Below are 26,307 nucleotides of genomic sequence, written 5' to 3'. Positions count from 1 at the left end.
GCTTTTCGCGACATTTTCTGGGGATACACCAATGCGTTCATTCAAGTTGTTGCCGCTTGCAAGCGCTATCCGCGGCGGTTTGGCAGTTGTGGCGCTGTGCGCCGCCGTTCCGGCGCTGGCCGCGCCACCGCAGTTCGACATCAATGCAGGCAGCATCGAGGATGTGCTTCCCGAGTTTGCCCGCCAGGCGGGCATTCAGATCATCGCGCCGGCCCATTCAGGGGCGCACGGGCGTGCGCCAGTGGCCGAACTCAAGGGGCAGATGGAAACGCGCCAGGCCCTGGGCCAACTGCTGGAAGGCACCGGCCTGACGGTGGCCTCGGACGATGGCCGCACCATCACGCTGCGCGCCGCTTCGCCGATGCTGGCCTCGCTGGGCGGGCTTGGCGGTCTTGGTCTGACCCAGGCGGCGCAGGCCGAGCCGGTGGCCGCAGAACCCTCGCCACCAGCCAACCCGAATGTAAGCACGCTGGACCAGGTCACCGTGGTCGGCAGCCAGATCAAGGGCAGCAGGTCGGCGGCGATCCTGCCGGTGGCCACGCTGCAGACCGAGCAGATCGAAGCCACCGGCGCGGTTTCCGGTGATGACCTGTACCGTTCGATTCCGCAGATGGGCGATGTGTCCTTCAGCGGTACCAATGGTGGCAACAGTTCCAACTACGCACGCGGCGATATCGCCTCGGTCAACCTGCGCGGGCTGGGCGTTGGCAACACCCTGCTGCTGATCAATGGCCGCCGCACCGTGGTGCACCCGATGAGCCAGGCCGATGGCAACCTGGTGCCGGTGCTGACTTACAACGCCAATGCGGTGCCGGTGTCCAACCTGCGCCGGGTGGAAGTGCTGCTCGATGGCGCTGCGGCCATCTACGGCACCGATGCGGTGGCCGGCGTGGTCAACAACGTGCTGCGCGACGACATGGACGGCGGCACCCTCAGCGTGCAGAAAGGCTTTGGCGAGGGCACCAACCTGAGCGATGTTGGCGTCAATGGCATGTGGGGCAAGAACTCCGAAGACCTGCGCTCCAACATCACCATCGCGTTCAACTACTACAACACCACCGGCCTGAACTCGCTGGACCAGGCGTGGACCAAGAACGGCAACCGTGCCGCGGATTTCCTGGGCACGCCGTTTGAAGGCCTGCCGGGCGTGGACAACCGCAACACCAACAGCCCGTGGGGCAACTTCACCGTCAATGGGCCGCGTGTGTCGCAGAACGGCACCTGGCTGACTACCGCCGCGGGCGCGTTCCATGTGCAGCCGACGACCAACAGCGGTTGCGGGGCGACCATCGGTGATGGTGTATGTGTGCAGTCCGGCAGCAAGGCGACCTCCGGTGCCGACGCCAACCTGCGTGACAACCAGCAGTCGCAGTACCCGCTGTCGATCAACCCGGACGTGCGCCGACTGAACCTGTTCGTCACCGGCAAGCACGATTTCGACAATGGCATTTCGTTCTTCAGCGAAGCCGGCGTGTACAACTCGCGCGCCTACAGCCTGCAGAACGGCGTCAACACCATCACCGCGTTGCCGATGACGGTGGCTGCAAGCAATTACTGGAACCCGTTCGGTGCGATGTACCTGCCCGATGGTTCGCTCAACCCCAATCGCCTGCAGGGGCTGAACATCGGCCCGGACGGCGCGCCGGTCACCATCACCAGCTACCGCTTCGAGCGCCCGACCCGCATCGAGGTCAACAACACCCAGGTGCGCGCGTTGGCCGGCCTGCGGGGCTTCCATTACGGGTTCGACTGGGAAAGCGCTGCGCTGTACTCCAAGGCCAAGGTCAAGGACACGCAGGACGCGGTGAGCATGTCGCTGTTCCAGCAGGCGCTGGCCAACCCGACGGCGAGTGCCTACAACCCGTTCTGTGGCGGCTGCAATGACTGGGACAAGCTGGACCAGTTCTTCTACAAGGCCAAGCGTCAAGCGCAGACCGAGTTGTTCCTGTGGGACTTCAAGGCCTCGCGCCCGGACCTGTTCAGCACCTGGGCCGGTGAAGTGGGCATGGCGGCCGGTTTCGAGATACGCCACGAAACCCAGCGCGATGACCGTGATTCGCGCGTGGACGGCTCGGTGACGTTTACCGACGCCATCACCGGCGTGGCGTACCCCAGCGACATGTACGGCGTCAGCCCGACCCCCGACACCTACGGTTCGCGCACGGTGGCCGGCCTGTTCGCCGAATTCTCGGTGCCGCTGGTGTCGCCGGAAATGAGCGTGCCGCTGGTGCGCTCGCTGGACCTGCAGGTGGCTGGCCGCGCCGAGCGTTACAACGACTTCGGCAATGTCGCCAAGCCCAAGGTTGCGCTGGGTTGGCAGATTGTCGATGGCCTGACCTTGCGTTCGTCGTGGGCCAAGGGCTTCCGCGCACCCAACCTGGAGCAGATCAACGCCACGGTGGTGAGCCGTTCCAACAACCGCACCGACTACATCCAGTGCGAAGCCGACGTGCGCAACGGCGTGCAGCCGTCCATCGCCGGCTGTGGCGGTTACACGTATTCGACCACCGCGCGCCGTTCCGGCAACCCGGACCTGAAGCCGGAAACCTCCACCAATACCAGCGCTGGCCTGGTGTTCCAGCCGCGCTTCATCCCGGAGGACTACGGCCGCTTCACCTTCGCGGTGGATTACTACAAGTACGAGCAGGAAGGCATCATCGGCCTGTTCGGCGAAGGCAATGCGTTGATCCTGGATTACATCCTGCGCCAGCAGGGAGGCAGCAACGAGGCAGTGGTGCGTGCCGATGCCACGGCCGATGAGATCGCGCGCTTTGCCGGCACCGGGCTGACCCCGGCCGGCAAGGTGCTCTATGTCACTGACCAGTACGTCAACCTGGAGCCGCAGACGCTGCGTGGCGTGGACTACAACTTCAGCTGGAATTCGCCGGAGACCGCCATCGGCCGTTTCGACGTGTCGGTGACCGGCACCCATCTGATCGAGTTCTACCGCCAGCGTTCGCCGGCGCTGCAGGCACTGGAAGATGCCAAGGCCACCGGCCTGGTCGATCCATCGATCCGCATCACCGGCGGCGGCAACCTGATCGGCAACGGCGGCAACCCGGAATGGAAGTGGTCCGGCACGCTCACCTGGCGCTACCAGCAGTTGTCCGTGGGCGCGACCGCGCGCTACGCCAGTTCCTACGTCGAAAACGGGCTGACGCTGGCCGACGGTACGCCGTGGACGGTCAAGTCGCAGACGCTGGCCAATGCCTTCGTCAAGTACGACTTCGAGCGCGAAGGCTGGCTCAATGGTGTGTCGCTGAAGGTGGGTGCCAACAACTTGGCCAACAAGCGTCCGCCGGTGTCCGATGACGTGTTTGGTTATCCGTCGGGTGTGTACCAGGCCAATCCGCGCTACTGGTATGTCAACGTAAGCAAGGCGTTCTGATGAAGCGACAAGCTGCATGCATCACCGCCCGGTTCATGCCGGGCACCGGCCAGGCGCTGCCATGAAGGCGGCGCAGGCCAAGGAGCGGGCGCTGTGGCTGGCCGAGCACGTATTGCCGTGTGAGCCGGCATTGCGTGACTGGCTGCAGCGCCGGTTGTCGGTGCGGCAGGATGCCGACGACGTGATCCAGGAGACCTACGCGATCCTGGCGGCGATGGACGATGTGTCCCATGTCCGCCAGCCACGCGCGTACGTCTACACCGTGGCGCAGTCGGTGGTGCTGCAGCAGTTGCGGCGGGCGCAGGTGGTGTCGATCGAAGCCGTGGCCGAGATCGACCGCGTGGCCATCTGTGGTGATGAAGTGTGTCCCGAGCGGACCGCTTCATCACGGCAGGAACTGGCCCGCATCGGTGCATTGATTGAAAGCCTGCCCGACAAATGCCGCCAGGCATTCGTGCTGCGGCGGGTGGAGGGTTACTCGCAGCGCGAGATCGCGCAGCGGATGCAGATCAGTGAGAACACCGTGGAGAAACACATCTGCAAAGGCATTCGGGTATTGATGGAAGCGATGAAGCGCGATGACAACAGGACGGAGCAGGGCAGGGAACAGCCCGGGGCAGGAGAAACATCGCATGCGCGCAGACGCTGAGAAAGGGATTGATGACATTGCCGCAGCATGGGTGGCACGCGAGGATCGCGCACCGCTGACGGCCGAGCTCGCCGCCGAGCGTGATGTCTGGTTGCAGGCCGACAGCCGGCACTTTGGTGCATACGCGCGTGCCCACGCGGTACTGGCGCGGACTGACCGTGCACGGGCACTGTCGGCCGGGGACATGGACCAGGCGTTCACGCCGCGCGTGCAAGTTCCGCGTGCGCGGCGCTTGTTCAAATGGGCGGTGGGCATGGCGGCAATGGTCAGCTTGCTGGCCATCGGCGTGCATCGCCAGGACGACGGTGCCGAGTACTACGCCACCCGCAAGGGCGAGATTCTGCGCGTGCCGCTGCAGGATGGTTCGGCGATCACGCTGGATTCCGATTCACAGGTGCGGGTGAGCTACAGCGACACGCGCCGTGACATCCGCCTGCTGCAGGGCGAGGCGCTGTTTGACGTGGCCAAGAACCCGCAGCGCCCGTTCGTGGTGCGCGCCGAGGAAACCGACGTGACCGCCGTAGGCACCAGCTTCGCGGTGAGCCTCACCGAACGCCGCAGTGGCGGTGTCGAGGTGCTGGTGCGCGAAGGCGTGGTGGACGTGGCTGATGTGCAGGGCGCGGTGGCACCGACACGCCTGGTCGCCAATTACCGTGCGCTGGCCAATCGCAGCCACGGCATCCGCATCGAGGCCGTGCCCAGCGAGGATCTGCAGCAGCAGCTGGCGTGGCGCGAGGGAATGCTGTCCTTCAACGGCGACACGCTGTCGGTGGCCGCAGCACAGTTCCTGCGTTACAGCGACACCCGCATTGTGATCGACGATCCACTGGTGGGCAGCCGCCGCATTGTCGGCTTGTATTCGGCCAGCGACCCGCTCGGGTTTGCCCGCAGTGTGGCCCTGAGCCTGGGGTTGGTGGTGGAGCAGCACGGCAAGGAAGTCCGCCTGCGCTCACCGGAAGCCGCACCGCACCTGGTGCGGTCCATGCAATGAATGTGGGATTGAACATGCAGAACAATAATCGACGCATCCGCCAACTGGCGGTGTTGACCGCGCTGTTGCTGGGCGCCGGCCAGGCCAGCGTGGTGGCGATGGCCAGTGAGACGCAGGCCGTGCTGATCCGCGACGCAATGGTGTTCGACGGCACCGGACGCGATGCGTACCCGGCCAGCGTTCTGGTCGAGGACGGCAAGATCGCTGCCATCGGCGAGCGGCTGCAGGCACCGAAGGGCGCGCGCGTGGTCAATGCACGCGGGCAGGCATTGCTGCCGGGCCTGTTCGACCTGCACACGCACTGGACCCCCAACGCGGTGCCGTCGGCCTTGCCGCAGGTGGCAAACCTGTACATGGCCGCAGGCGTCACCACGGTCAGCGATTTCCACGAACCGCCGGAGGCCTACGCACCGCGGCGGCAGTGGCTGGCGTCGATCGCCGCGCCTGATGTCAGGTTCGCCGCACGGATGAGCACGCCGCTCGGTCACGGCGCCGACTGGGGCGATGAAAACACCACGCGCTGGGTGAATTCTCCCGAATCCGCGCGTGCAGGCGTGCAGGCCGTAGCCGCCTACAAGCCGGATTTCATCAAGGCGTTCACCGACGGCTGGCGCTATTCCAATGCCGCCGACAACAGCAGCATGGACGAGGAAACTCTCACCGCGCTGGTCGATGAGGCACACAAGCACGGGCTGAAGGTCTTCACCCACACGGTGATGGTCAAGCGTGGCAAGGCGGCGGCGCGCGCTGGCGTGGATGTCATCGCCCACAGCGTGCAGGACGGGCCGGTCGATGCGGAGCTGATCGAATTGATGCGCACGCACGGCACGGCTTACGCGCCGTCGCTGGCGGTGTACCTGCCGGAGCGCGTGGACGGCAGCGGCCGCAACAGTGCCAAGCCGGAAGTGCTGCGCCAGCGCGAGCACAACTTCGCCAACGCGCTGGGCAACGTCAAGGCGCTGCATGATGCCGGCATTCCGGTGGTGGTCGGCACCGACGCCGGCATGACCGGCACGCCGCATGGCAGCTCCACGTTGCGCGAGCTGGAACTGCTGGTGGATGCCGGACTCACTCCGGCCGAAGCATTGCTGGCCGGCACCGCACACAGCGCCAAGGCGCTGGGCGTCACTGATCGCGGCACCATTGAAGTGGGCAAGCGCGCCGACCTGTTGCTGGTGAAGGGGCAGCCATGGCGCCAGATTGGCGATATCCGCGCCACGCAGCAGGTGTATATGGCCGGGCGCCACGTGCATGGCAAGGGCACGGTGTTGCCGGCCGGCAACCGCGCCCTGGCTTTGCCGGCACAGCCGGTAGCAGCGCTGGTGGATGACTTCGAGCGCGCCAATGGCCGCACCGCGCTGGACACGCTGCGCATCGACGAGGCCGATGGTGGCAACGACCGTACCGTGCAGGTGACGGAAGTGGTGGCGCGCGAGACCGGCGGCAATGCATTGGCCACGCAGGCCAAGCTGTCGAGCAAGGACAATGCGTTTGCTGCCGCCATTCTGCCGCTGAGCCGCGGCTCAGTGGCGCCGGTGGATGCACGTGCCTACCAGGGCGTGCGTTTCGAGCTGCGCGGCAGTGCGCCGGAACTGCGCCTGGAAGTGCGTGCGCTGGGCAACCGTCGTTTCAACGCGGCCTTGCAGGCACAACCGCAGTGGCGCACGGTCGAAGTGCCGTTCTCGGCATTGCAGGGCCAGCCGCCGTATCGCGCCAAGGCGCCCCTGGCCGAGTGGAAGGGCGATGACCTGCAGCAGCTGGTGTTCTCCGCCGGCGGCGAGCCGGGCAGCAAGGTCTGGTTTGAGATCGACAACGTCACCTTTTACTGAGTCGCCGGAGTTCACCAATGAAGCCCATGTTGTTGCGCGCTGCGGTGCTGGGTTGCCTGCTGTCCACCACATCCGTCTGGGCGGCGCAGGCGGACGTGCTGGCCACGCTGGACGCCTATGCCAAGCGCCAGGCCGAAGTCGGCAGGGCGCTGTGGCAGCATCCAGAGTTGGGTTATCTGGAGACGGAATCCTCGGCGCTGCTGCAGCGTGAGTTGCGCGAGGCGGGCTTCCGCATCGAGGCTGGTGTGGCCGGCATGCCGACGGCCTTCGTTGCGACCTACGGCAAGCGCGGCAACGGGCCGGTCATCGGCCTGCTTGCGGAAATGGATGCATTGCCCGGCATGGCGCAGGCCGCCGAGCCCACGCGCAGCGGGATTCCCGGGCAGGATGCAGGGCAGGCCTGCGGCCACAATCTGTTTGGCGCGGCCTCGGTGGGTGCTGCACGGGCAATCGCACAGTGGCTGAAGGAGACCGGCAGCGACGGCCAGGTACGCTTGTACGGGACGCCTGCGGAGGAGGGCGGCTCGGGCAAGGTCTACATGGCCAAGGCCGGGCTGTTCAACGACGTGGACGTGGTGCTGCATTGGCATCCTTCCGCCGACAATTCAGCGGCACAGGGCACCACCCTGGCCAACACCAGCGGCAAGTTCCGTTTCCACGGCCGCGCTGCGCATGCGGCCATCGCGCCGGAGCGTGGTCGCTCTGCGCTCGACGGCGTGGAAGCCTTCAACCACATGGCCAACCTGATGCGCGAGCATGTGCCCGACGGCACCCGCATCCACTACGTCATCAGCAATGGCGGCGCCGCTCCCAATGTGGTGCCGGATGCGGCCGAGGCCTATTACTACGTGCGCCACACCGATCCGGCCGTGGTGCGTGATGTGTTCGAGCGCCTGTCCAAGGCTGCCGAAGGCGCGGCGATGGGCACCGGCACCACGGTGGAGTTCGAGCAGACCGGCGGTGTGTTCTCGTTACTGCCCAACGACACGCTGGGGCAGGTGATGCAGGCCGCATTGCTGCAGGTGGGCGGCGTGCAGTACAGCGCCACCGAAACGGCCTTTGCCCAGCGCATGCAGCAGACCCTGGAAAAGAAGCCGGCTTTGGACACGGCGACGCAGTTGCAACCCTATCGCGCCGACGCTGCCGGCAGCGCATCCACCGATGTCGGCGACGTCAGTTGGAACGTCCCCACGGCCGGCCTGAGCACCGCCACCTGGGTACCAGGTACGCCCGCGCACAGCTGGCAGGCGGTAGCCGCATCGGGCATGTCCATCGGCGACAAGGGCGCGTTGAACGCGGCCAAGGTGATGGCACTGGCCGCAGTGCAACTGCTGCAGTCACCGCAGACGGTGCAGGCGGCGAAGAAGGAGTTTGACGAGCGCCGCGGAGCAGGGTTCGAGTACCAGCCGCTGCTGCAGCGTGATGCGCCACCCCTGGACTATCGGCGCAAGCCAGCACGCTGACGTCGCGCCGCAGGAGGTTACCCTCGCGGCATCGGGCATCGGGAATGCGGGTTTGCGTACGGACAAGCGCAATCAGGCATCGCCCGGTGTGGCGATGTACTTCCGGGGTTAGGAGCACTTCATCCTCTTGACAACGTCATCAAGGCGCTTGGCGAATCACAACAAGCCGCGCTAGACTCGGCTCACCGCGTGGGGCGGTAGCTCAGCTGGGAGAGCGTCGCGTTCGCAATGCGAAGGTCGGGAGTTCGATCCTCCTCCGCTCCACCAAGTCTTCAAGGAAAGAGCCGCATCGTCAGATGCGGCTCTTTCCGTTTGTGCCCAATCGCCCCGCGCTTGGGGCTTGTGGCAGGCGGTGGCGCGGGCCAGCAACGTGCGCCAAGCCGCGTCCAGGCAGGCGTTTTCAGCTGATTTCATCGAATGTGAAAATTTTTGTGAAATTCGCTTGCCCAATTCGCCACGTATGCGTAATATTCGCGTCCTCGCTGGCGACAACGCCGACGAAAACAAAGTGGCCGAGTAGCTCAGTTGGTAGAGCAGGGGATTGAAAATCCCCGTGTCGGCGGTTCGATTCCGTCCTCGGCCACCATAAGATTTCGAATAAAGGTCTGCAGAAATGCAGGCCTTTTTTCATTCCGGTCAGCTCCCGCTTCAGGGCGTTGCCGCCATGGCTTACAGGTTGTTGGCGTGAGTCGAGGAGGCGGTGCTGCGATGTTCTTTGTGGCACAGCCGCGACGCTGTGCATGCGAATGCTCGGGCTCTTGATTGCTGTGAGCAAATGGCGCGCAATCTTGTCTCGCAGTCCACCTGAGTGGCAGCTCGCGTGCGATGACCTCGGTGGTGGGTTGCTTCCGGTTCCGCATTCGCCGCGAGCACGATCTTCCTGTGCTTGCCAGGATCGATGTCTCTGCGACGCGTCGTTGCAGCCTTGAAGGTGAAGGTAAGCGGATTTCTTCTGCCGGTCGCGTTGTGCTTCTTGGCTCAGTAGTGGGCGCCGGCGGGCTGGGAAGGTAGGTACGAACCGTCATCCATCGAGCAGCGCCTGGGGGTCGCTATCGGGTCTGACGCAGCGAAAAGAGGTCAGGTTGATCGTGTGGATCTTGCTGGCTTTGAGGCGTCAATTCCGGAGCTGCTCTCCAGAGACGTTTACAGCGCGCCCGCCGTTGCACAGGCTGAAGCGCACAGCAGCGCACGAAAGCAGAAACAAAAAAGGCCGGAAACCCTTGTATCTGTTGGGTTTCCGGCCTGTTTCGGGCCTTGACGGCCACTTCATTGGGGTGGGCACGCCTGAACAAGATTCATATGTCACTGTTATTAAAGTGTTTTTTGTGGTCTATTTTGCTTCGTACCCTCAAAAATACCCGTAAAAATTGGTGACGCTATCGCAAGCGCCGACGGGGGGACGATGCTCCTTTCAATGGGCTTCCTTATTGTGATGGCAGCAGACTCCAGGTGACATTATCGGGCCGGCCCCATCATTACGAAGAAAGCGGAAGACTATTGAGTTCTGCCCGTGCGTCCCGCCATCGCGGAAAGTGTTCATCAAGCAATGCGATAAAGCGTTCGTCGTGGGTGGGCGCGATAAGGTGTGTCATCTCATGGACCACCACATACTCGAGCAGGTGCCGCGGCTTTTTCACCAGCTCCGTGTTCAGGCGGATATGGCCGCGGGCATGGTTGCAGCTGCCCCAGCGGGTCTTCATGCGTTGCAGGTAGTAGCCATGCACCTTGACGCCAAGCCGGGACTCCCAGGCCTTGATCAGATCGGGCAGGACGGCATGCAGCTGCGCCTTGTGCCAGGCGTGCATCACTTCGGTGCGCTTCGCCTCGTCGGTGCCGGGGCGAACACTCAGTGTGATGCGCTTGTGATCGAGGCGGACACCGGGTTTGGCATCGACGATCTGCACATCAAGCAGATAGCGGCGCCCCCAAAGGATGTGGCTTTCGCGGGTGGTATGACGCCGCGGAGTCTCGCGGGCCTGCGCGCGGAACTCGGCCTGCTGTTTCCGGATCCAGCCGAGCCGGGTGATGGCATAGGCCCGAAGCACGTCCATGCGCGACCTTGTAGGCGCGACCAGCGTGACCCTACCTTCCGGGGGATGCACGGTCAGGTGCACGTTCTTGACGTCCTTGCGCGTCACCGCGATTTCGATGTTGCCCAACAGGAAGGTGTCCATCACCGATAGCCAGCCTGATTCTTCACCAGTTCGAACAGCCTTGACATCGCCTCACGGTCGCCATCGACGAATTTGAGCAACGTGCGGCGCACAGCTCGCTCCTTGATCTCGTTGCTCTTCCAGTCAGCCGGTACGGACTCCCGCATGGCGGTGTCGATCTTCACGGCCATACTGATCAATTCGCTGCTGTGCCTAAGCCCCTCATCGGCAACGTGCGCTGCGTCGACTGGTTTGGCCAGGATGTCCGGAAGGTTGCGGTAGATCAGGGAGGCCTCCGGCTTGCCCTGCAAGGCCTCGGGCACCTGTTCGCCACCGGCTGCATGCGACCCCAGCCTCTTCGCGAGTGCTTCGGCCTGCCTCAGGAATTCCTCGTAGCTCTTTGCATCGGCGCGTGACTGCTTGATCAGCTCATCCAGCAGGCTCGACATCTCCTTGAAGAAGCGAGGATCAGTCAGGCGCTCTTGGATGATGGCCTTGCGCACATTGTTGATGATGCCCTCGGCCACTGCCTTGGTGCTGGTGCCCTTGGCATTAAGCTTCTGCACGATGGCGTCATGGATGCCACTGTTGACAATCAGATCCACCAGCGACAGATCACCCATGTCACCCAGTTCTCGGGCTTCATCAGCACGCACGTAGCGGTTGAGCAGGTCGCGCATGTCGCCCTCGAAGGGCTTGATGTCGAACTCCTCGCCGGAATGGTTCTTGATTGCCGCGCGCATCTCAGCATAGAAAGCCACTTCGCGTTCCAGCCGGATGATTGTGGCTTCGTCGTAGCCGGCGTTCGACAACTCGCTGCCGATGTCCGCCCAGGCCCGCACGAACGCTGTCACCAGCTTGTAGAACGAGATTCGCAGCGGTTCGGCCTGCTCAAGCGCATCGGCGTTCTGTGCCTGACCGCAGAAGTAGGAGATGAACTGCTCAAGATCACGTGGTGCCAGCACCGACTCGCACAGGTGCAGCAGCGCCTCGCGGCTTTCCTCCAGTTTCCTTGCGCCTTCGGATATCCAATTCTTCAGGGTGACATTGCCGTCTTGCCCATCCTTTGCGTCCACCACCAGCTGGTCGGAGCTGTAAACCGAAATAGCGTCCTGGACCTTGCCGAACAGTTCCTTGAAATCGACGATGTAGCCGTAATCCTTGTCATCACCATCAAGACGATTGGTGCGGCAGATCGCCTGGAACAGATCGTGGTCGCGCAGGTTGCGGTCAAGGTAGATGTAGGAGCAACTAGGCGCGTCGAAGCCGGTCAGCAGCTTGCTGACCACGATCAGCAGCCTGCAGTTGGCCGGTTCATCCTTGAAGCGCCGCTTCATCTCGGCCTCGTACTTGTCGGTGCTTTCGAAATCCTTGAGCACCCAATCCATGTAGGTTTCGTACTTGTAGCGATAGTCGCTGTTCGCGGGTTCCTTCGAGTACTGGGTCTTATCAGGTTCGAAGGAGGTGATGATGCCAACGCTCCGGCCGAAATTGATGTTCCGGAACAGACGGAAATAGTGGCAGGCATCGTAGATTTCATCGGCCACCAGGATCGCGGTGCCACGGCCATCGCACAGTCGACGGCGCGTGTCGAAGTCTTCCAAAATGCTTCGGATGATTCGGTTCTTGCGCTCGCCCGAGCTAAGTAGTTCCTCCATCGTGGCCCAACGCTTGCGCAGTGCCGCCTTCTGAAAATTGTTGAGGCGTTTCGTCTTGTTGGCGAAGTACTCCTCGATCTTCTTCTTGTTGCCGAGTTCCTGCGGCACTTCGCGCGCCTCGTACTTCAGGTCCAGCACCACTTTGTCAGCCACGGCTTCGGGAAACTTGTAAGTGTGGATGTAAGTACCGAATACATCATGGGTGGTCTGCTTGTCCTTGCGCAGCAGAGGCGTGCCAGTGAAGCCGATGAAGACAGCACCGCCCAACCAGCGCTTCATCTGCTTGTTCATGTCCCCGCCCTGCGTGCGATGGGCTTCGTCCACGAACACATAAAAGCGGCCGTGTGCCGGCGGCGACAGGCCACTCAGGTCGGTGGTATCGAATTTGTGGATCAGCGCGCACAACAGCCGTGGAGTGGTCGAACCCAGCTTGGCCACCAGATCGGCGCGCGAGGTCACCCGGGTGGAATCCAGCCCGGAATTCTTCAATACCTTGGTGATCTGATCATCCAGCTCGTCGCGGTCGGTGATGACCAGGATGCGCGCACTCGGGTCGTCCTCCAACAACCATTTGGCCAGCAGCACCATCAGGATGCTTTTGCCACTGCCCTGGGTATGCCAGATCACCCCGCCTTCACGTTTTCGGGTACGTTCCTGTGCGGCTTTAATGCCAGCGTACTGGTGCTGCCTCGGGACCTTCTTGATGCCAGCATCAAAGATCACGAAGTGGTAGAGGAAATCCAGCAATCGTGCCTTGTCGAACATCTGTGCCAGCGGGCGGTCCAGCAACACACCGGCCTCGCCAGCGGCCAAGCCGGCCCCGTCTTTCCACTGCACATAGAACTCTTCCGGGCTGCCCACCGTGCCGTAATACAACCCTTGCGCGTCATTGCCCGCCAACAGCAGCTGCACCGTGCTGAAGAAAGCCTGGTTGAAGGCCGGCTCCTGGTTGCTGATGAGCTGCCGGATGCCTTCAGCCCTGTCCCTGCTACCGCGTTTGAGCTCCAACACGGCAATGGCGATGCCGTTGATGTACAGCACGATGTCGGGGCGACGATCGAAGCCACCGCGCAGGGTGACCTCCTCGGCCAAAGTGAAGTCATTGTCGTTGAACTTTTCCGGATCCCATTCGATGAAGTGGACTTTTCGGATCGGCTCGCCCAGCGCAGCTTGTACGTCGGCACCATAACGGAGTAGGCCGTAAGTCTTGAGGTTCGCGTCGTAGAGTGTGTTGCCGCTTATCTCTGCAGCGACCTGCAGCTGACGCAATGCCGTCGAGATCTGTACGTCGGTATATCCGCGCCGCTTGAGGTTCGCGGAAAGCAGCTCGGGCTCGATATTGCGGTTGTGCTTACGCTTGCCCCAGTCGCCGAGGTAGTCGTAACCCAGGCAGTCCGCCCCCGACCTGTCAGTAAACAACTTGACCACACGGTTCTGGGTGACGCGCTCGGCACGGGGGCTGCTATGCATGAGCGGCGGTCTCCAGCCTGACCGGCGACCAGATGACTTCGGCCAGAGCCATCAGCAGCGCGGCACGTTTGCCCTGTTCCTCCTTGGTGAAATCGGCATGGGCTTCAAATGGCAGCTGATGTTTGTCCATGAATTGCCGAAACTGTGGCTGGTGCTGATAGATCGCATCGCTCAGGCTGGCTGCGTAGAAGTTCTGCTGCGCGTAGTTCTTGCGCTTGTCGCCGAATGACTTGGCTTTCAGGCTGCGGTTGACGTCCTGCGGCAGCAGCAACAGCGAAGCGACATTGTTGCGGATGTCCTCGAACTCCTGCTCGCTGGCGAACATGTCAGCGTACTTGGCGAAATCGTCGGCAAAGATGTGCTCGATGTCGTACGGATTATTTGCCGCGCGGTCCACCAAGAAAGGAAAAATGTCGCCGCGCCCGGAATGCAGTTCGGTGAAAGCGGTGACCCGTGCCAGCAGGTGGTAGATGTACGACCTGCTGTGTTGGTTCAGCTCGAAGCCAGCCAGCCCCTTGCGCCATTTCTGGGTGGCGCTGCCCCGCACGGTGACCTCGTCATTGGCCAGCTCATTGCCGAGCAGTTGTACAAGCTCGTCCAGGCCCCTGCGGCGGATCTTCCGGTTCAGCAGGTGCATCGCGTAGTAGATCGACGAATAGCCGGTGCGGATGTTGTTGACCTTGCGCCGCATCATCCAGATATCCAGGTACGTTGCTGTCACTGCCAGCTTGCGGCGAACGGTGACCGTATCGTCCGACTCGACCAGTGACGCCAGCAACACGGTATTCTGCAGCGTCAGCCCATTGCGTGCGTTGTAGTAGATGGCCTCCAGACCGGGCGTATGAACCGCACTGGCCTGCTGGACCAGCAGCCAAGCCTTGGCGAAGAAGCGGAAGCTGTCCTTGACGAAGGCGGCATTGGTATCGGCCGTTCCCAGCCCCAGCCGGGTGTGATTGTCCCGTACCCAGCGATGGAACATGCTGCCCACCAGCTCCCAGTCCCGCTCAGTGGCGTTGGCAACGCGCTCGCGGATGCTTTCAGCGTATTGGGCGCGCAGCCAATCACGCATGAATTCGCCATCACGGTCGTGCTGGTGCTCCTGGTCCACCGTGATCAGCTCCAGCACTTGGTTGCGCCAGGCCACGTTTACCTCCGAGCGCGTGGTGGCATCGGTGATCGGGGCCAGCAGGTAGGCCTTGAGCATGTCCATCGGGCCCAGCGGCTTGCCTCGGTCATTCATCGATTCGAAGATGACGTTGGCGTAAGCGTCGTTGTCGGTGGCGATCTCAATCAGGCCAACCTTGCGCATCAACCAGTAGATGAAGTGAGACAGCCCCTCACCCAGCTCTTCCACCAGCCCACTGGCCTCGATTTCCTGGTAGCGGGCGTGCATGGTCTGGATGGATTCATCCTTGTCGTCCGGCACGAAAGGCTTGCCCTCGTACAGCGCACGAATGATGTCCAGGCGCTCGGGAATGTCCAGGTTGAACTTGGCCACACCCATGTCATCGCTGTAGATCAGCGGCGCCATGGTGGCTGCCACCCCCAGCTGCTTCTCGCTGGCAGCACGATACAGATGGATCAACAGCAGGGTCAGCGAGGTCGTGCGTTGCTGGCCATCCACCAGGTAGCTCTTGCCATTGCGCTGGCTGACAATGATCGAGCCGAGGAAGTATTCGCCATAGCCGTTGACTGCACTGGTCTCATGACCGGGCAGATAATGGGCGAAGAATTTGGCCTGCAGGTCGTTCAGCAGGTCCTCGATGTTCTTCTTCTCCCACTTGTACTCGCGCTGGTACTCGTCAATGGCAAACGAACGGCCTTGCAGCAACTGCTGAATGGTCCGGTAGTACGGTGTAACGGCCGACATGGCTTTCCCCCTGTTTCCTTTCGTGCTTCAGATTAACCGGATCTGGCCGGTCAGCAGTACCTGCATCATGCCTTGCTTGAGCTGAGCAATTTTGGTGCGTTGGGCTTCGAGTGCAGTGAGCTCGGTATCCATATCGCTCAAGGCCTCAGCAATAGCGGTTTGTTCTTCCTTTGACGGAATGCATACCTCGTAACCAGCCAATTGCGCCTTGCCAATTTCAAGAAATGTACTTCCGGCGCATAGGTTGATGAATCCTTGCTTCTGGATGGTCAGAAGGTAGTACAGAAAATCGCTATTCACAGAGTCGTACGGCACAAAGTTCTTGAATCCCTGATTAGTGCTCAGCGGGACTGCACTGATGGCGCACTCTCCAATCGTTGCGCGTGAAGTCATCACAATGGAATTCGAAGGGATGATCTCGGCAGAACTTTCCTTAAGCCCAAGTTCGGTGAGCTTCCTCGTTGTTTCAGAAATAAGTTTCTGGCCGTCCAATGCCGTGATGTCTGTTGGCGTAACCCATAGAACATCGCCATCCCAAAATTCAGGTCGAGATGTGCTTGGCGTTCCACCACCGCGAATATCAGCAAGCCAATCTAATCGATTCACCTCCCACTTTTCACTGAACCCCGGCAGGCGGCGCTTGCCGGTGAGCAGTTCATGCATAGCACCTAGCTTGATGGCACGCTTCTTGGCGATCAGCGCATCTTGCGCGGCCAGCAGCGCATCTACGTCACCGAGGGCGGTAGCGATGGCGGATTGTTCCGCTGCTGGCGCGAAAGGAATGCGCACTCCCCCCAACACTCTCTGGTTCAATGACGGCATAGTTGTGCCAATCGCGTTGTTCAGGAGCCACGCTTTGACAGTCCCGCTTCTGAATTGCGCTGCCAGGTACGGAGAATGGCAATTTTCAGATGGGCGCACAGTAATTCCGTCCGAACCAAGAAACCAACCGTTCTCACCTTCTGTTACCAGCGCGGATCGCTCCACTGCACCTTTTCGACCGAAAACCACATCACCGGTGCGAAGCAAATATTGCGGCAACCGCTTCACAACATGCGGCGGGATTCGCGAGGTATGGTCGCCCACGCGGAAAAAGCCATCTCCGATTTCGCCTACTGAAATTTGGGGGACGCCATCTCCATTTGTGTACTCTCTAGCCTTCAGCAACGTGCCAAATGGTCCCGTAATGATTTTTGAAAATTTGGCGACCTCACGCACATCCCAATCCTCGGGAATCGCTCCGACCTCGGTCTGCTTGTATCCGGACCTCAGTTCCACGCAAACCCCATCTTCACCAGATGCCCGGCCACCTTGGCTCCCAGCTCTTTAACCTGCACCGCCAATTGCGGCAGTGGCGAGTCATAACGTTCGGCCAGCTCCTTCACCCGCCGGGTCAGGGCCAGCGATACGCGCTCCACGTCTCCCTGCACAGCGCTGGACAATGCGGTCAACCACTTGTCGTCCACCACCAGCACCTGGATTTCCTGTATCGATAGCTTTGGGTACTTTGCCAGGGCCTTGGCATCCAGCTCGTCATCCAGGGCTTTGAGCTGCTTTTTCAGTCGCGCCATATCGTCCGTCAGCGCCAGCCACTGCTTCAGTACCGCAAGCTCATCGGCGGCCTGGGTGTCTTTGCCGATCTCGCGCACGCGATCCTTCACCTGCGCTGCGGTGATCCGGTCGAACCCGGCGAAGGCCATGTTCTCGCCGCCGTGCTCTTCTTCCAGCGCTTCCAGGGCGCTGCTGGCGTTGTCCAACGCGGCGCTAGCGTCATCAAGCGCTTTCTGTTCGGCAGCGAAGTAACGCGCCACGACCAGCGGTTTGGGCACCAGGTCACAGGCCCAGCCCTTGTCTTTGCGCTGGCCTTTCTTGTTGGTCTCGATGATGCGCGCGGGCTCCGCCTTCCAGCCATCGACAGACAGCAGGTAGGCATCGTCCTGCAGGGTCTGCGCCCAGTAGTCCATCAGGTGCTGGTAGATCGTGTAGGCATCGATCAGTGGTGCCTTCGCATAGGCGGCCAGCAGGCTTTCGGAAACCTCATGAATGAACTGCTTGGGATGACCGCCCTGGCCAAAACCAATGAGCTTCGGCCGGATTGCTTTCTCCCATCTGGCATGCAGACAGGTCACCGTGGCCTGGACGGCCTTGAACTCGGCGTGGCCGAGGATTGCCGGCTTCAGTTCGGCCTGTGGCAGCTTCAATTGCAGATAACCGGGGCGACCCACACCCTCGAACAGGGCTGCGCGCAGCGCAGGCATCTTGGCCCAGTACGCATCCAGTGCGTCCACATCGCGCTGCGGAATGCCGCCGAGCAGGTGGCCTTGGATGTCTTGCAGATCCTCGGCCTCACTGGTGTCTATATAGCGCGGCAGATTGAGGTTGTAGTCGTTCTTGGCGCTGCGGATTTCTTCGAAACCGACCATACGCGCGTAGCCTGGAATGTCCTGCGTTTTGCCGAAGGTATCGACAATGCGGTGGATATCCTGCTCGCGCAGGCGGTTCTTGTTGCCGTCCTTCAAGAAGCCCTTGCTGGCATCCATCATGAAGATGCCGCGGCGGGCGGTGGCATTGTTCTTGTCCAGCACCAGGATGCAGGCCGGGATGCCGGTACCGTAGAACAAATTGGCCGGCAGGCCGATGATGCCGGCCAGGTAGCCGCTGTCCACCAACTGCTTGCGGATAGCGGCCTCGGCATTGCCCCGGAACAGCACACCGTGCGGCAGAATGCAGGCGCCCTTGCCGTTGGCCTTGATGCTGCGAATGATGTGCAGCAGATAGGCGTAGTCACCTTGCTTTGCCGGCGGCACGCCCCAGGCAAAGCGCTGAAAGGGGTCAGCGTCTGGTGTTAGCCCCGTGCTCCAGGCCTTGTCCGAAAACGGCGGATTGGCGACCACATAGTCGAAGGTCTTGAGCCGCTCGCCATCCTTGAACTTCGGATCGGCCAAGGTATTGCCCGACTGCACGGATCCATCCGGGAAGTCGTGAAGGATCATGTTCATGCGGGCCAGACCGGCGGTGGTGGCCGAGACTTCCTGCCCGTAGAGGGTGATCTGCTTGCCCGCTGAAGCGGCCACCTTCAACAACAACGAGCCGGAGCCGCAGGTGGGGTCATAGGCGGTGGTCTTGCGTTTGGTGTTATGTGGACCTATGCCAATCAACTTGGCGATGGTGCTGCTGACTTCAGCCGGGGTGTAGAACTGGCCCTTGCTCTTTCCCGAATCCTGGGCGAAGTGGCGCATCAGGTATTCGTAGGCATCACCGAGGATGTCGTCGTGCTCGGCGCGGTTGTCAGAGAAGTTCAGTGCCGGGTTTTCGAAGATGGAAACCAGGTTGGTCAGCTTGTCCTGGCGCTCCTTGCCTTCGCCCAGTTTCTTGGGGTCGTCGAAGTCGGGGAAGTCACTGTACGAAAGACTGTTGCTATTTGCCTCAATCAACGGCTGGATGATCCGGGTGTTGATACGCTCGCCGATATCAGGCTTGCCCTTGAAAGCCACCATGTCGGCAAAACTGGCCCCGGCTGGGATCACCAGTGGCGCCAGATCATCGTCGGCGTATTTGTCGCTGACGTACTTGATGAACAGCATGAACAGGACATAGTCCTTGTACTCGGATGGCTCCATGCCGCCGCGCAGTTCGTCGCAGCTGGCCCAGAGGGAGGAATAAAGGTCGGACTTTTTGATGGGCATGGTTGATCAGGGCCGGAATAGCAAGGCCCGCCCTGTGTGGGCGGGCCGATGGGGTGCAGCGCGGCGGTGTCAGGCCGTCACTGGCGCAAGCGCGGGCTCCAAGGATGCTACGACGAACTGTTTTTTGCCATTGCAAAAACTTCGCGCTGCTTTGGTGTCGTGGCCCAAGGCGGCCAACAGGTGTTCTGCTTCAGCTTCCAATGTTGGCGCGTGGCCGCGCCACCGGAGGATGGTGTCCCAAATCAGTACGGCCAAGCGCCACCGGCGGCGCATGACTATCGTCTGGATGGTAAATGCCAGTTCGCGGGGCTCGATATTCAAGCAACGGACGGCCACACTGAGTAGCGCTACTGCTAAAGCCGTCACCACGGCGCGGTCGAACTAAGGTCGTGCCATCGGCTGTGGGAGCGATTACTTATGGTGTTTGTCGGATCGATGTGGTAGCTCGGTTTGATGGAGGCCGGGGGCGGCTATCCGATAACGACAGCGGCCTCCTAATAAGACCTTACATCCGCTACCGATCAATCTTTGACCGACTTCGCCTTTATCAGGGCGGGGGCTTTTTCGGGGGCGAGGGCAGTCATCAGGGTCGCCACATCCGCGCCCAGCCTTTCAGCAAGCTTGCATAACACCAACAGCGATGGATTTCCGACTGAGCGCTCGATCTGACTGATGTACGTGCGATCGATGCCAGCCTCGAGAGCCAGCTTCTCCTGGGAGAGCCCCTCAGCAATACGCAACTCGCGGATATTGCCCGCGAGTTCTCGTCTGACTGCTTCAAAGGGACGGCTCATGGAGATAGGTTCTCGCTTGACGAGACCCCTGGTCCACGGAATATATTCATCAAATCGTGGAGCTACGACTTGAGAACGATGGACAAAAAACCCTCTAAGCGATACCTCGCTGGCTTGGCAGCACTCTCTGTCGCCACTCTGACGGGGGCGAAATGGCAGAACCCTTCAATCGTCGATCCGGCACAACAAGAACATCAATTGGCCATTGATGACGCATATTGCAACCGGGTCGCCGTGGGAGCGGCACCTATGCCCTCCGTGAACATGCCTCAGGCTCAGAGACAAGGCGCTTATGTCTCCGGCAGCTCGACCACCTATGGTCCGAACGGTAGTGCTTATCGCGGTACTTATTCAGGCACGGTTACGCCAGTTCAAAGTGTTGGTGACGCGTTCGCAGGGGGCTTTGCCCAAGGGGCTGCAGTTGGTGGATTAATCGCCGCCCGGCGCCAACAGAGGGCCATTCATAAGGGCTGTATGGCCGAATTGGGATGGTCGAAGTCTGCATCCGCGTCTAGGGCAGTAACGCAGCCCCAGCCGGCTCGGGCTGGGGTGGCTGTAAGCCAACAGGTGACATGGGAGAAAATCTCGACATCAGGTGATGGTGGGCAAGTTTTCATCAGCCCCGAATCAGTCAGCAAGCGCGGCTCCGACGTCACCGCCTGGCTAAAGATCCAGTTCCCCCACGCCTTTGGCCCTGGGCCTGATGGGATGATGATTGATGAAGTGCAAGAACTGGCGACTTTTCATTGTTTATCTCAGCAGACCTCCTTGCTAAAGCTAATTTCGTTCTACCAAGGCAAGCAGGTCTTTGTGGACGAGCAGAGTGGTACCGACGTGAAGCGGGACGGCTTCTCGGCTGGCTCGTTGTATGAGCCAGCCTATGAAGCGTTATGTAGGCTCTAAAGATGTCGCACATCAGGGGTGATTTGTCCGAGAGAAACTCACGTCTCACCTTGGCCAACGTGTATGGCGACTGCCTGCAGTTCGGTGCGATAGACGGTGCGGCCAATAGTAAAGCGACACGTGCTTGAGGTTCCTCCCGACATGGTAACTATATCTGTGTAGCTGTTTTGGCTACTGTAATCCTCCAAAATCCAGCCTGACGGCAGCCGTTCTGGCTGCCGTCAGGGCCTGTGATGGCGAATTTTCTATCACCACGGTAGCTGTCGTAGCTACGTCCAGTAGCCGTTCCAGCTACCGTTTTTTTTTGGCATGCGGGGCCGTATGGAGCGTCATGGCTTTGCCTCTAGTTCGGCTTCTGGTTGCCACCGCATGTAGGCCTTGGAGGGCTTTGCGCCCAAGGTGAGCCCGGCTTCGTTTTCTAGTCGGTAGCTGGTGGCGTGTCGGGTCTTGTACGTAAAGCCGCCAGGGGTGTCGATCGTGATCCACCCGCGCTCCATCAGGGCGGCGAACGCGGCTTGTGTGCGGCGCTGTCCCGTTCCAATTCGCTTCATGGCTTCCCGCTGGCTCAGGAAAACCACGTTTCCATTTGAGGGCCGATACAGCGCGCGAAGCTCGACCAACAGCACGCGCGCATCTGGGTTCAAAGTTCGGTATGCGGGGCAGGTTAGTTCGTGTGCATAGAGCCGCACATGCGCTTCATTCACTATCCCGGCGCGCCCTTTGGCTCTAAGACGCGACCGTGCCACTGTCAGTGCCCTCCGCCAGGTAGTAGCTAGCAACGCGTGAGGTTCCGCGGCGGGTCGGGACGTCGACTTCGGTGGTGATGATGGGCCAGCCCGCGCGCTTCAGTGCGTGTACGTCGGCGGCTAACCGGGACGCGCCGAACGCGCGCAGCGCCTCTGAGTGAGTCAGGCTCTGGCCGGCCTCCAAAGCCGCGAGAACAGCCGCGCGAGCCGTACCCTCGACCGGGCGCTTGCAGTGGAGTTGCGGTGAGTCACCGGACCCGTGTTCCATCCCTGGTCCGGATTTGCTTGCAGGAGCTCGTTCGCTTTGGACGATGGTATTCATTGCCCCACCTTTCCAGAAACAAATTTCTCCAAGTCAGCGCGGCGGTAGCGGACGGCCCGCTTGCCCAGCTTCACATATCGCGGGCCTTCGTCTTTGGCTCGCCAATTCCTCAGAGTGGCAACTTTCAGCGCCAGCAGGGCTGCCACTTCTGTTTCGTCCAGCAGGTCGCCAGGTGTGAGTAAGGGTTGAATTTCCATCGATGTACCTCTGCAGTAGGTGACCGTAGGCCAGATGCCTTGCGGTACTGCGGAATGCAGCGATGGGAATAATTGGCTGGAAAAAGCAGGCAGCGCGGTACTCAGCGCGTGCAATCAGGAGCCTGCGCGCAGAGTCACAGGCGCGCGCTTTAGCTCTTTCCCCCATGTGGCAGACCATCGGCGAATGGTGTCCGCGTTCTTCAGAACAGGCCATCGGCGCATGACCTCCATCGCGAAATGCTCAGTCGTGCGTAGGTTTGGATGTCGGCCGCCCTTCCACTCTTTCCATAGATCCTTCGCACTGGACTTCGCGGCCTGCTTCCCGTCCTTGTCCAGCTCGACCTTTGCCTTGGCGGCGTGTCGGGCGCCGGCACTGCGCATCTCGGCAAGGGTCATGTTTGGTTCGGTCCTGATCAAACCGGGCGTGTTAGCCGGCGCTAACCCGCCGGCTATCTGGGCAATGGCATCAACCCAATGCGTAGTCGTCACGCCACGCTCACCTTCAACGGCGAACTCAACATCTCCGGCCTGGTTGTAGATCCAACACGCCACTAGATCTGCAGCGGCTGGCAGTTTGATATAGGCACTCTTACGAAATTCAGCAGCAATAGCCGCTTCTTCTTTGGTCCAGCCGGGGAAGTCCAAGGGGAGGGCTGCTCCTGCTGAAATCTCGACTTCAATACCCTTTTCATTCTCGTGAAGCCTGTACCAAGCACTGTCGCTGTTCGTATGCTCAGGGCCGAAGGTGCTCAGTTTTAGGAAGGATGGGTAGTAAATAAGCGTGCCGCCCAGATTGCTAGCCCGCAAGCGCGCCAGCAGTTCGCTAAACCAAGCTTCATTGGCCGCTTTCATGTTAGCCGCTGTTAAATCGTCGCTATTCATCGTTCACACTCGCCTTAAAGAGGGGGCCACTGCGCCCAGCGGAATGAGGCTGAGGGTTTTCGCCTGCCAATGCCGAGGCAGACCATTTGCTCAACTCACTTTGGCACGCAGCGAGACCACATTCGCCCCCGTGCGCAGCCCGTCTAGGTAATCCGCCCATGCCTGCATCATCTTCCGGCGTTCCGCCAGGTACTGCGCCTGGTTGTAGGTGCCACGAATTTTGTTTCCGTCCCTGTGTGACAGCTGGCGCTCGATGGCGTCCGGGTTCCAGCCCATTTCATTCAGCCGAGTTGATGCCATGTGCCGGAAGCCGTGCGGGGTCATCTGTTCGTTGCCATAGCCGAGCCGCCGGAGTGCCTGCCGCACCGTGTTCTCCGACATGGGGCGCTTGCTCGAAACCTTCCCGGCGAACACGTACATGCTGCGTCCTGTCAGTGAGTGCAGGTCGCGCAGTATGGCGACGGCTTGGGACGGTAGAGGTACGACGTGTGCGGGGGTGCGTGGATTCTCCTTTTCGGCCCGGCTCAACTTCTGCTTGGCGGCCGGAATGCGCCATTCGCCGGCGTCCAAGTCCAACTCGGTCCATTCCATCTGCCGAATTTCACCGGGCCGCTGGAAGAGGATCGGCGACAGCCTGAGCGCGGCCAGCGTGACGGGGTCGCCGGTGTAGTCGTCCATTGCCCGCAGTAGGTCGGCAATCTGGCCGGTTTCGGTTATGGAGGCGAAGTGCCGTTTGGTGGCCTTAGGCAACGCGCCGCGCAGGTCGTGGGCAGGGTCACGCTTGGCGATGCCCGCGGCGATGGCGTAGCGGAACACGGCCGACAGCTCCGAGCGGATGCGGTCGGCGCTCTCCAGCTTGCCGGCCTTGACCAGCCGTTGCAGGCAGGTCAGCAGCTCGGGGGCTTCGATCTCGGCCACTGGCCGCGCCCCGACATAGGGGAAAACGTGCGTCTCCATCCATGCCTTGCAGCGGTCCGACGTGCCCTTAGTGCGCTGACCGGCCTTCATCTCCTGGTACGCGCGCGTCACCACCTCCAGGCTGTTTGCCGCCCGCTCGGCCCCGGCCGCCTTTTCGGCCTTCCGCTGCGCGCCGGGGTCGATGCCCTGGGCGACCAGCGCGCGGGCTTCCTCGCGCCGCTGGCGGGCCTGAGCCAGCTTCACCTCGGGGTAGGTACCGAGCCCCAACATGTTCTCCGTCCCGACGGCGGGCCGCCTGTAGCGCCAGCGCCACAGCTTGGAGCCGTCCGGGTTCACCAACAGGAACATGCCGCCGCCGTCGGGCAGCTTGTACGGCTTGGGACCAGGCTTGGCGTTGGCGACTTCGGAGGGGGACAGCGGCTTGGCGGTCAACTTGGGCATGGGTGCGGGCATCTGGTTTGCGGGTACGGTCCCTTGTGGGTAGCCGCGTACCCGCACTTGTACCCGCAAACTTGTGTGATTTCCAGAGACGCTCAGGTACGTCACGGGAGGATCGGGCAACAAAAAACCCCGATTTCTCGGGGTTTTAAGTAACTACCGGGAGGTCCCGGTCAGTTGGATTGGTGGAGGTGGGCGGAATTGAACCGCCGTCCGAAAGCACTCCATCCCCGGTACTACATGCTTAGCTCACCGTTGGGTCTCGTCCTGTGGCAGCACGGTGTGCAAAGCGCACCCCAGGACCAGCCTGTTTTGGTTAAGCCATGACTGACAGGCAGCCGTCACAGCCGGTTCCGTGATAATGACCCTACATCCACGAGCACGGGCACAAGTGGGTTCGGGGCTTACGCCTTAAGCGGCGAGAGCGTAGTTGTCGTCGTTGGCAACTAGAGTTTTGCAGCTGGATTTACGAGGAAAGCTACCCCCTCGGCATGCACCAAGCGACTTCATAACCTCCGTCGAAACCAATGCACCCCCGGTTAGACGTTGAGCCATGAGTACTTTGGGTGTCCGGCAAGCCGGGCAGGGACCAAAGCCTCGCTGAGCAGGGCCGATACTACGGCAAACAAGCTGAATCGTCACGCATCGCGGCTGGGGCGGTTAACGCCGGGGCGACCTTTCTGCGACATCACGAGCGCCAGCATCCGTCCGGGAGACGGTAAGAGGCTTGGAACCATGCAAGTGTCGCAATCACGACGGAGCCTGGGAGGGTTGGTGGGGCGCCCTGGGGCGGGTTATCGGCGCAGGGCCTTGCCGCCGGTGCTTGCCTATGTGTTGCTGGCAGGTCTGCTGAGCGCTGCTGTCTTCGTTGATGCGGTGTATCTGCCGATGCTGGCAACCGCTCTGTTGTTGGTGTGTGGCGGGATGATTCAGCGAATGGCGTTGTCGCGGCGTCGATTCGCGGGCTGGCAATGGGTGGCGGCGCTGGTGTTGCTGGTTTTCCGGCCGGATTGGTCGGGGCTGGATGCAGCTGCGTTTTCACGCCTTGCTGCCGCGGGCATGCTGATCGCGGTCGGGCAGGTGGTGTTGGTCACCTGGAGAATTACGCGGTTGGCGCGGCAGGTTCAGGAGGTGGCCGATGCCATGAGCGATGCCGACATCCTGGCGCTGCTGCCCGCGCCTGCGGCGGAAGATGCACGCCGTTGGCTGGCAGGTGATGACCGCAAGCAGGTGGAGCTGGCACAGGTGGTCATGTTGTCGGTACTGCATGCGGCCCTGGCAGCGGTGCTGCCGGGCCGACGAAGGATCAAGCGGCCGCTCGTGGCCAGATGAGGCCTGCGCCGCGCACCGTGTTGCTGCGCGCAGCAATACTTGATCAGGACGTGTTCGCGCCCGGATTGGGAACGGCGCTGGGCGTCAGGCGTTGCGGTTGTGGGCGCGCATGGCGCGTTGCTTCTCGCGGGCCCAGTCGCGTTCCTTGGCGGTGTCGCGCTTGTCGTGGTTCTGCTTGCCCTTGGCCAATGCGATCTCAAGCTTGATCTTGTTCTTGCTCCAGTACATCGCCGTGGGCACCAGGGTGTAGCCATCGCGTTCGATGCGCCCGATCAACTTGTCGATCTCGCGCCGATGCAGCAGCAGTTTCCGCTGGCGGCGATCCTCCGGGACGGTATGCGTGGAGGCCTGGATCAGGGGGGTGATCTGGGCGCCGATCAGGAAGATTTCGCCATCCTTTACATAGGCGTAGGCGTCGGTCATGTTGCCGCGCCCGGCGCGGATGGCCTTGATCTCCCAGCCCTGCAGCACCAGCCCGGCCTCGAAGCGTTCTTCGAGGTGGTATTCGTGCCGGGCACGCTTGTTCAACGCGATGGTTTTGTTGGCCGTCGCGTTCTTTGCTTTATCCTTGCCGGTGTTCTTGCTCATTTACGTATTGTCTCCGATTCGGAGGCATTC

The 26,307-nt window shown here is 61.4% G+C and carries 19 protein-coding genes, 2 tRNA genes and 1 other RNA gene; 9 read left to right on the top strand and 13 right to left on the bottom strand.

Annotated features, from left to right (window positions below):
* Positions 1-31: 31 nt before the first annotated feature.
* From ACVOLO_RS09320 to ACVOLO_RS09290, 7 genes are all read left to right on the top strand, one after another.
* Positions 32-3,388, top strand: a complete 3,357-nt coding sequence (locus ACVOLO_RS09320) for a TonB-dependent receptor (protein ID WP_481569965.1) — start codon at positions 32-34, stop codon at positions 3,386-3,388.
* 61 nt (positions 3,389-3,449) lie between these two features.
* Positions 3,450-4,037 carry an RNA polymerase sigma factor gene (locus ACVOLO_RS09315; RefSeq protein WP_481569964.1) on the top strand — a complete coding sequence of 196 codons (588 nt, stop codon included), beginning with the start codon at positions 3,450-3,452 and terminating at the stop codon, positions 4,035-4,037.
* Positions 4,021-5,028: a FecR family protein gene (locus ACVOLO_RS09310; RefSeq protein WP_481569963.1), complete on the top strand. Its 1,008-nt coding sequence runs from the start codon at positions 4,021-4,023 to the stop codon at positions 5,026-5,028. The genes ACVOLO_RS09315 and ACVOLO_RS09310 overlap by 17 nt, the downstream gene beginning before the upstream one ends.
* A gap of 14 nt (positions 5,029-5,042) precedes the next feature.
* Positions 5,043-6,857 (top strand): amidohydrolase family protein, encoded by a 1,815-nt coding sequence (locus tag ACVOLO_RS09305; RefSeq protein WP_481569962.1) that lies wholly within the window; start codon positions 5,043-5,045, stop codon positions 6,855-6,857.
* Between the two features lie 17 nt (positions 6,858-6,874).
* Complete coding sequence (locus ACVOLO_RS09300) at positions 6,875-8,320, top strand: amidohydrolase (RefSeq protein ID WP_481569961.1); 1,446 nt, start codon at positions 6,875-6,877, stop codon at positions 8,318-8,320.
* Between the two features lie 191 nt (positions 8,321-8,511).
* Positions 8,512-8,587 (top strand) — tRNA-Ala (locus tag ACVOLO_RS09295).
* A 243-nt stretch (positions 8,588-8,830) separates the two neighbouring features.
* Positions 8,831-8,906: transfer RNA gene (locus ACVOLO_RS09290), tRNA-Phe, on the top strand.
* Positions 8,907-9,795: 889 nt separating this feature from the next.
* On the opposite strand, the gene ACVOLO_RS09285 is transcribed toward ACVOLO_RS09290, so the two are convergent.
* From ACVOLO_RS09285 to ACVOLO_RS09260, 6 genes are all read right to left on the bottom strand, one after another.
* The gene (locus ACVOLO_RS09285) at positions 9,796-10,494 is read right to left on the bottom strand and encodes a M48 family metallopeptidase (protein ID WP_481569960.1); all 699 of its coding nucleotides are present in this window, start codon (positions 10,492-10,494) and stop codon (positions 9,796-9,798) included.
* Positions 10,494-13,601 carry a type I restriction endonuclease subunit R gene (locus ACVOLO_RS09280; protein WP_481569959.1) on the bottom strand — a complete coding sequence of 1,036 codons (3,108 nt, stop codon included), beginning with the start codon at positions 13,599-13,601 and terminating at the stop codon, positions 10,494-10,496. Before ACVOLO_RS09280 ends, ACVOLO_RS09285 begins: the two co-directional genes overlap by 1 nt.
* Positions 13,594-15,471 (bottom strand): DUF262 domain-containing protein, encoded by a 1,878-nt coding sequence (locus ACVOLO_RS09275; protein ID WP_481569958.1) that lies wholly within the window; start codon positions 15,469-15,471, stop codon positions 13,594-13,596. Before ACVOLO_RS09275 ends, ACVOLO_RS09280 begins: the two co-directional genes overlap by 8 nt.
* A gap of 27 nt (positions 15,472-15,498) precedes the next feature.
* A complete protein-coding gene (locus tag ACVOLO_RS09270; protein WP_481569957.1) occupies positions 15,499-16,749 on the bottom strand; it encodes a restriction endonuclease subunit S in 1,251 nt (416 codons plus the stop codon).
* Positions 16,740-19,157: a type I restriction-modification system subunit M gene (locus ACVOLO_RS09265; protein ID WP_481569956.1), complete on the bottom strand. Its 2,418-nt coding sequence runs from the start codon at positions 19,155-19,157 to the stop codon at positions 16,740-16,742. Before ACVOLO_RS09265 ends, ACVOLO_RS09270 begins: the two co-directional genes overlap by 10 nt.
* A 521-nt stretch (positions 19,158-19,678) precedes the next feature.
* Entirely contained in the window at positions 19,679-19,951 is a 273-nt protein-coding gene (locus ACVOLO_RS09260) for a helix-turn-helix domain-containing protein (RefSeq protein WP_481569955.1), read from the bottom strand.
* 78 nt (positions 19,952-20,029) lie between these two features.
* On the opposite strand from ACVOLO_RS09260, the gene ACVOLO_RS09255 reads away from it, so the two are divergent.
* The gene (locus tag ACVOLO_RS09255) at positions 20,030-20,854 is read left to right on the top strand and encodes a surface-adhesin E family protein (RefSeq protein WP_481569954.1); all 825 of its coding nucleotides are present in this window, start codon (positions 20,030-20,032) and stop codon (positions 20,852-20,854) included.
* 329 nt (positions 20,855-21,183) lie between these two features.
* Here the strand turns inward: ACVOLO_RS09255 and ACVOLO_RS09250 are convergent, their stop codons facing one another.
* The 6 genes from ACVOLO_RS09250 to ssrA all read right to left on the bottom strand — a co-directional run bounded on the left by ACVOLO_RS09250 (position 21,184) and on the right by ssrA (position 24,894).
* A complete protein-coding gene (locus ACVOLO_RS09250; RefSeq protein WP_481569953.1) occupies positions 21,184-21,558 on the bottom strand; it encodes a hypothetical protein in 375 nt (124 codons plus the stop codon).
* Between the two features lie 22 nt (positions 21,559-21,580).
* Positions 21,581-21,868: a helix-turn-helix domain-containing protein gene (locus tag ACVOLO_RS09245; RefSeq protein ID WP_481569977.1), complete on the bottom strand. Its 288-nt coding sequence runs from the start codon at positions 21,866-21,868 to the stop codon at positions 21,581-21,583.
* A gap of 50 nt (positions 21,869-21,918) precedes the next feature.
* Positions 21,919-22,119, bottom strand: a complete 201-nt coding sequence (locus tag ACVOLO_RS09240) for a helix-turn-helix transcriptional regulator (RefSeq protein WP_481569952.1) — start codon at positions 22,117-22,119, stop codon at positions 21,919-21,921.
* Between the two features lie 114 nt (positions 22,120-22,233).
* Positions 22,234-23,001, bottom strand: a complete 768-nt coding sequence (locus ACVOLO_RS09235) for a hypothetical protein (protein ID WP_481569951.1) — start codon at positions 22,999-23,001, stop codon at positions 22,234-22,236.
* 90 nt (positions 23,002-23,091) lie between these two features.
* Positions 23,092-24,360 (bottom strand): tyrosine-type recombinase/integrase, encoded by a 1,269-nt coding sequence (locus ACVOLO_RS09230; protein ID WP_481569950.1) that lies wholly within the window; start codon positions 24,358-24,360, stop codon positions 23,092-23,094.
* 180 nt (positions 24,361-24,540) lie between these two features.
* Positions 24,541-24,894: a transfer-messenger RNA gene (gene ssrA / locus ACVOLO_RS09225) on the bottom strand.
* A 237-nt stretch (positions 24,895-25,131) separates the two neighbouring features.
* Here ssrA and ACVOLO_RS09220 point away from each other — a divergent pair.
* On the top strand, positions 25,132-25,689 hold the full coding sequence (locus tag ACVOLO_RS09220; RefSeq protein ID WP_481569949.1) for a hypothetical protein: 558 nt from the start codon (positions 25,132-25,134) through the stop codon (positions 25,687-25,689).
* 84 nt (positions 25,690-25,773) lie between these two features.
* Here ACVOLO_RS09220 and smpB read toward each other — a convergent pair whose 3' ends face one another.
* Positions 25,774-26,277, bottom strand: coding sequence for an SsrA-binding protein SmpB (gene smpB / locus ACVOLO_RS09215; protein ID WP_481569948.1), 504 nt, complete (start codon positions 26,275-26,277; stop codon positions 25,774-25,776).
* Positions 26,278-26,307: the final 30 nt, after the last annotated feature.

The organism is Stenotrophomonas sp. STEN056, from assembly GCF_056759635.1.
The sequence above is the reverse complement of the archived record's forward strand: the minus strand, read 5'-3'. Positions and strand labels throughout refer to the sequence as shown.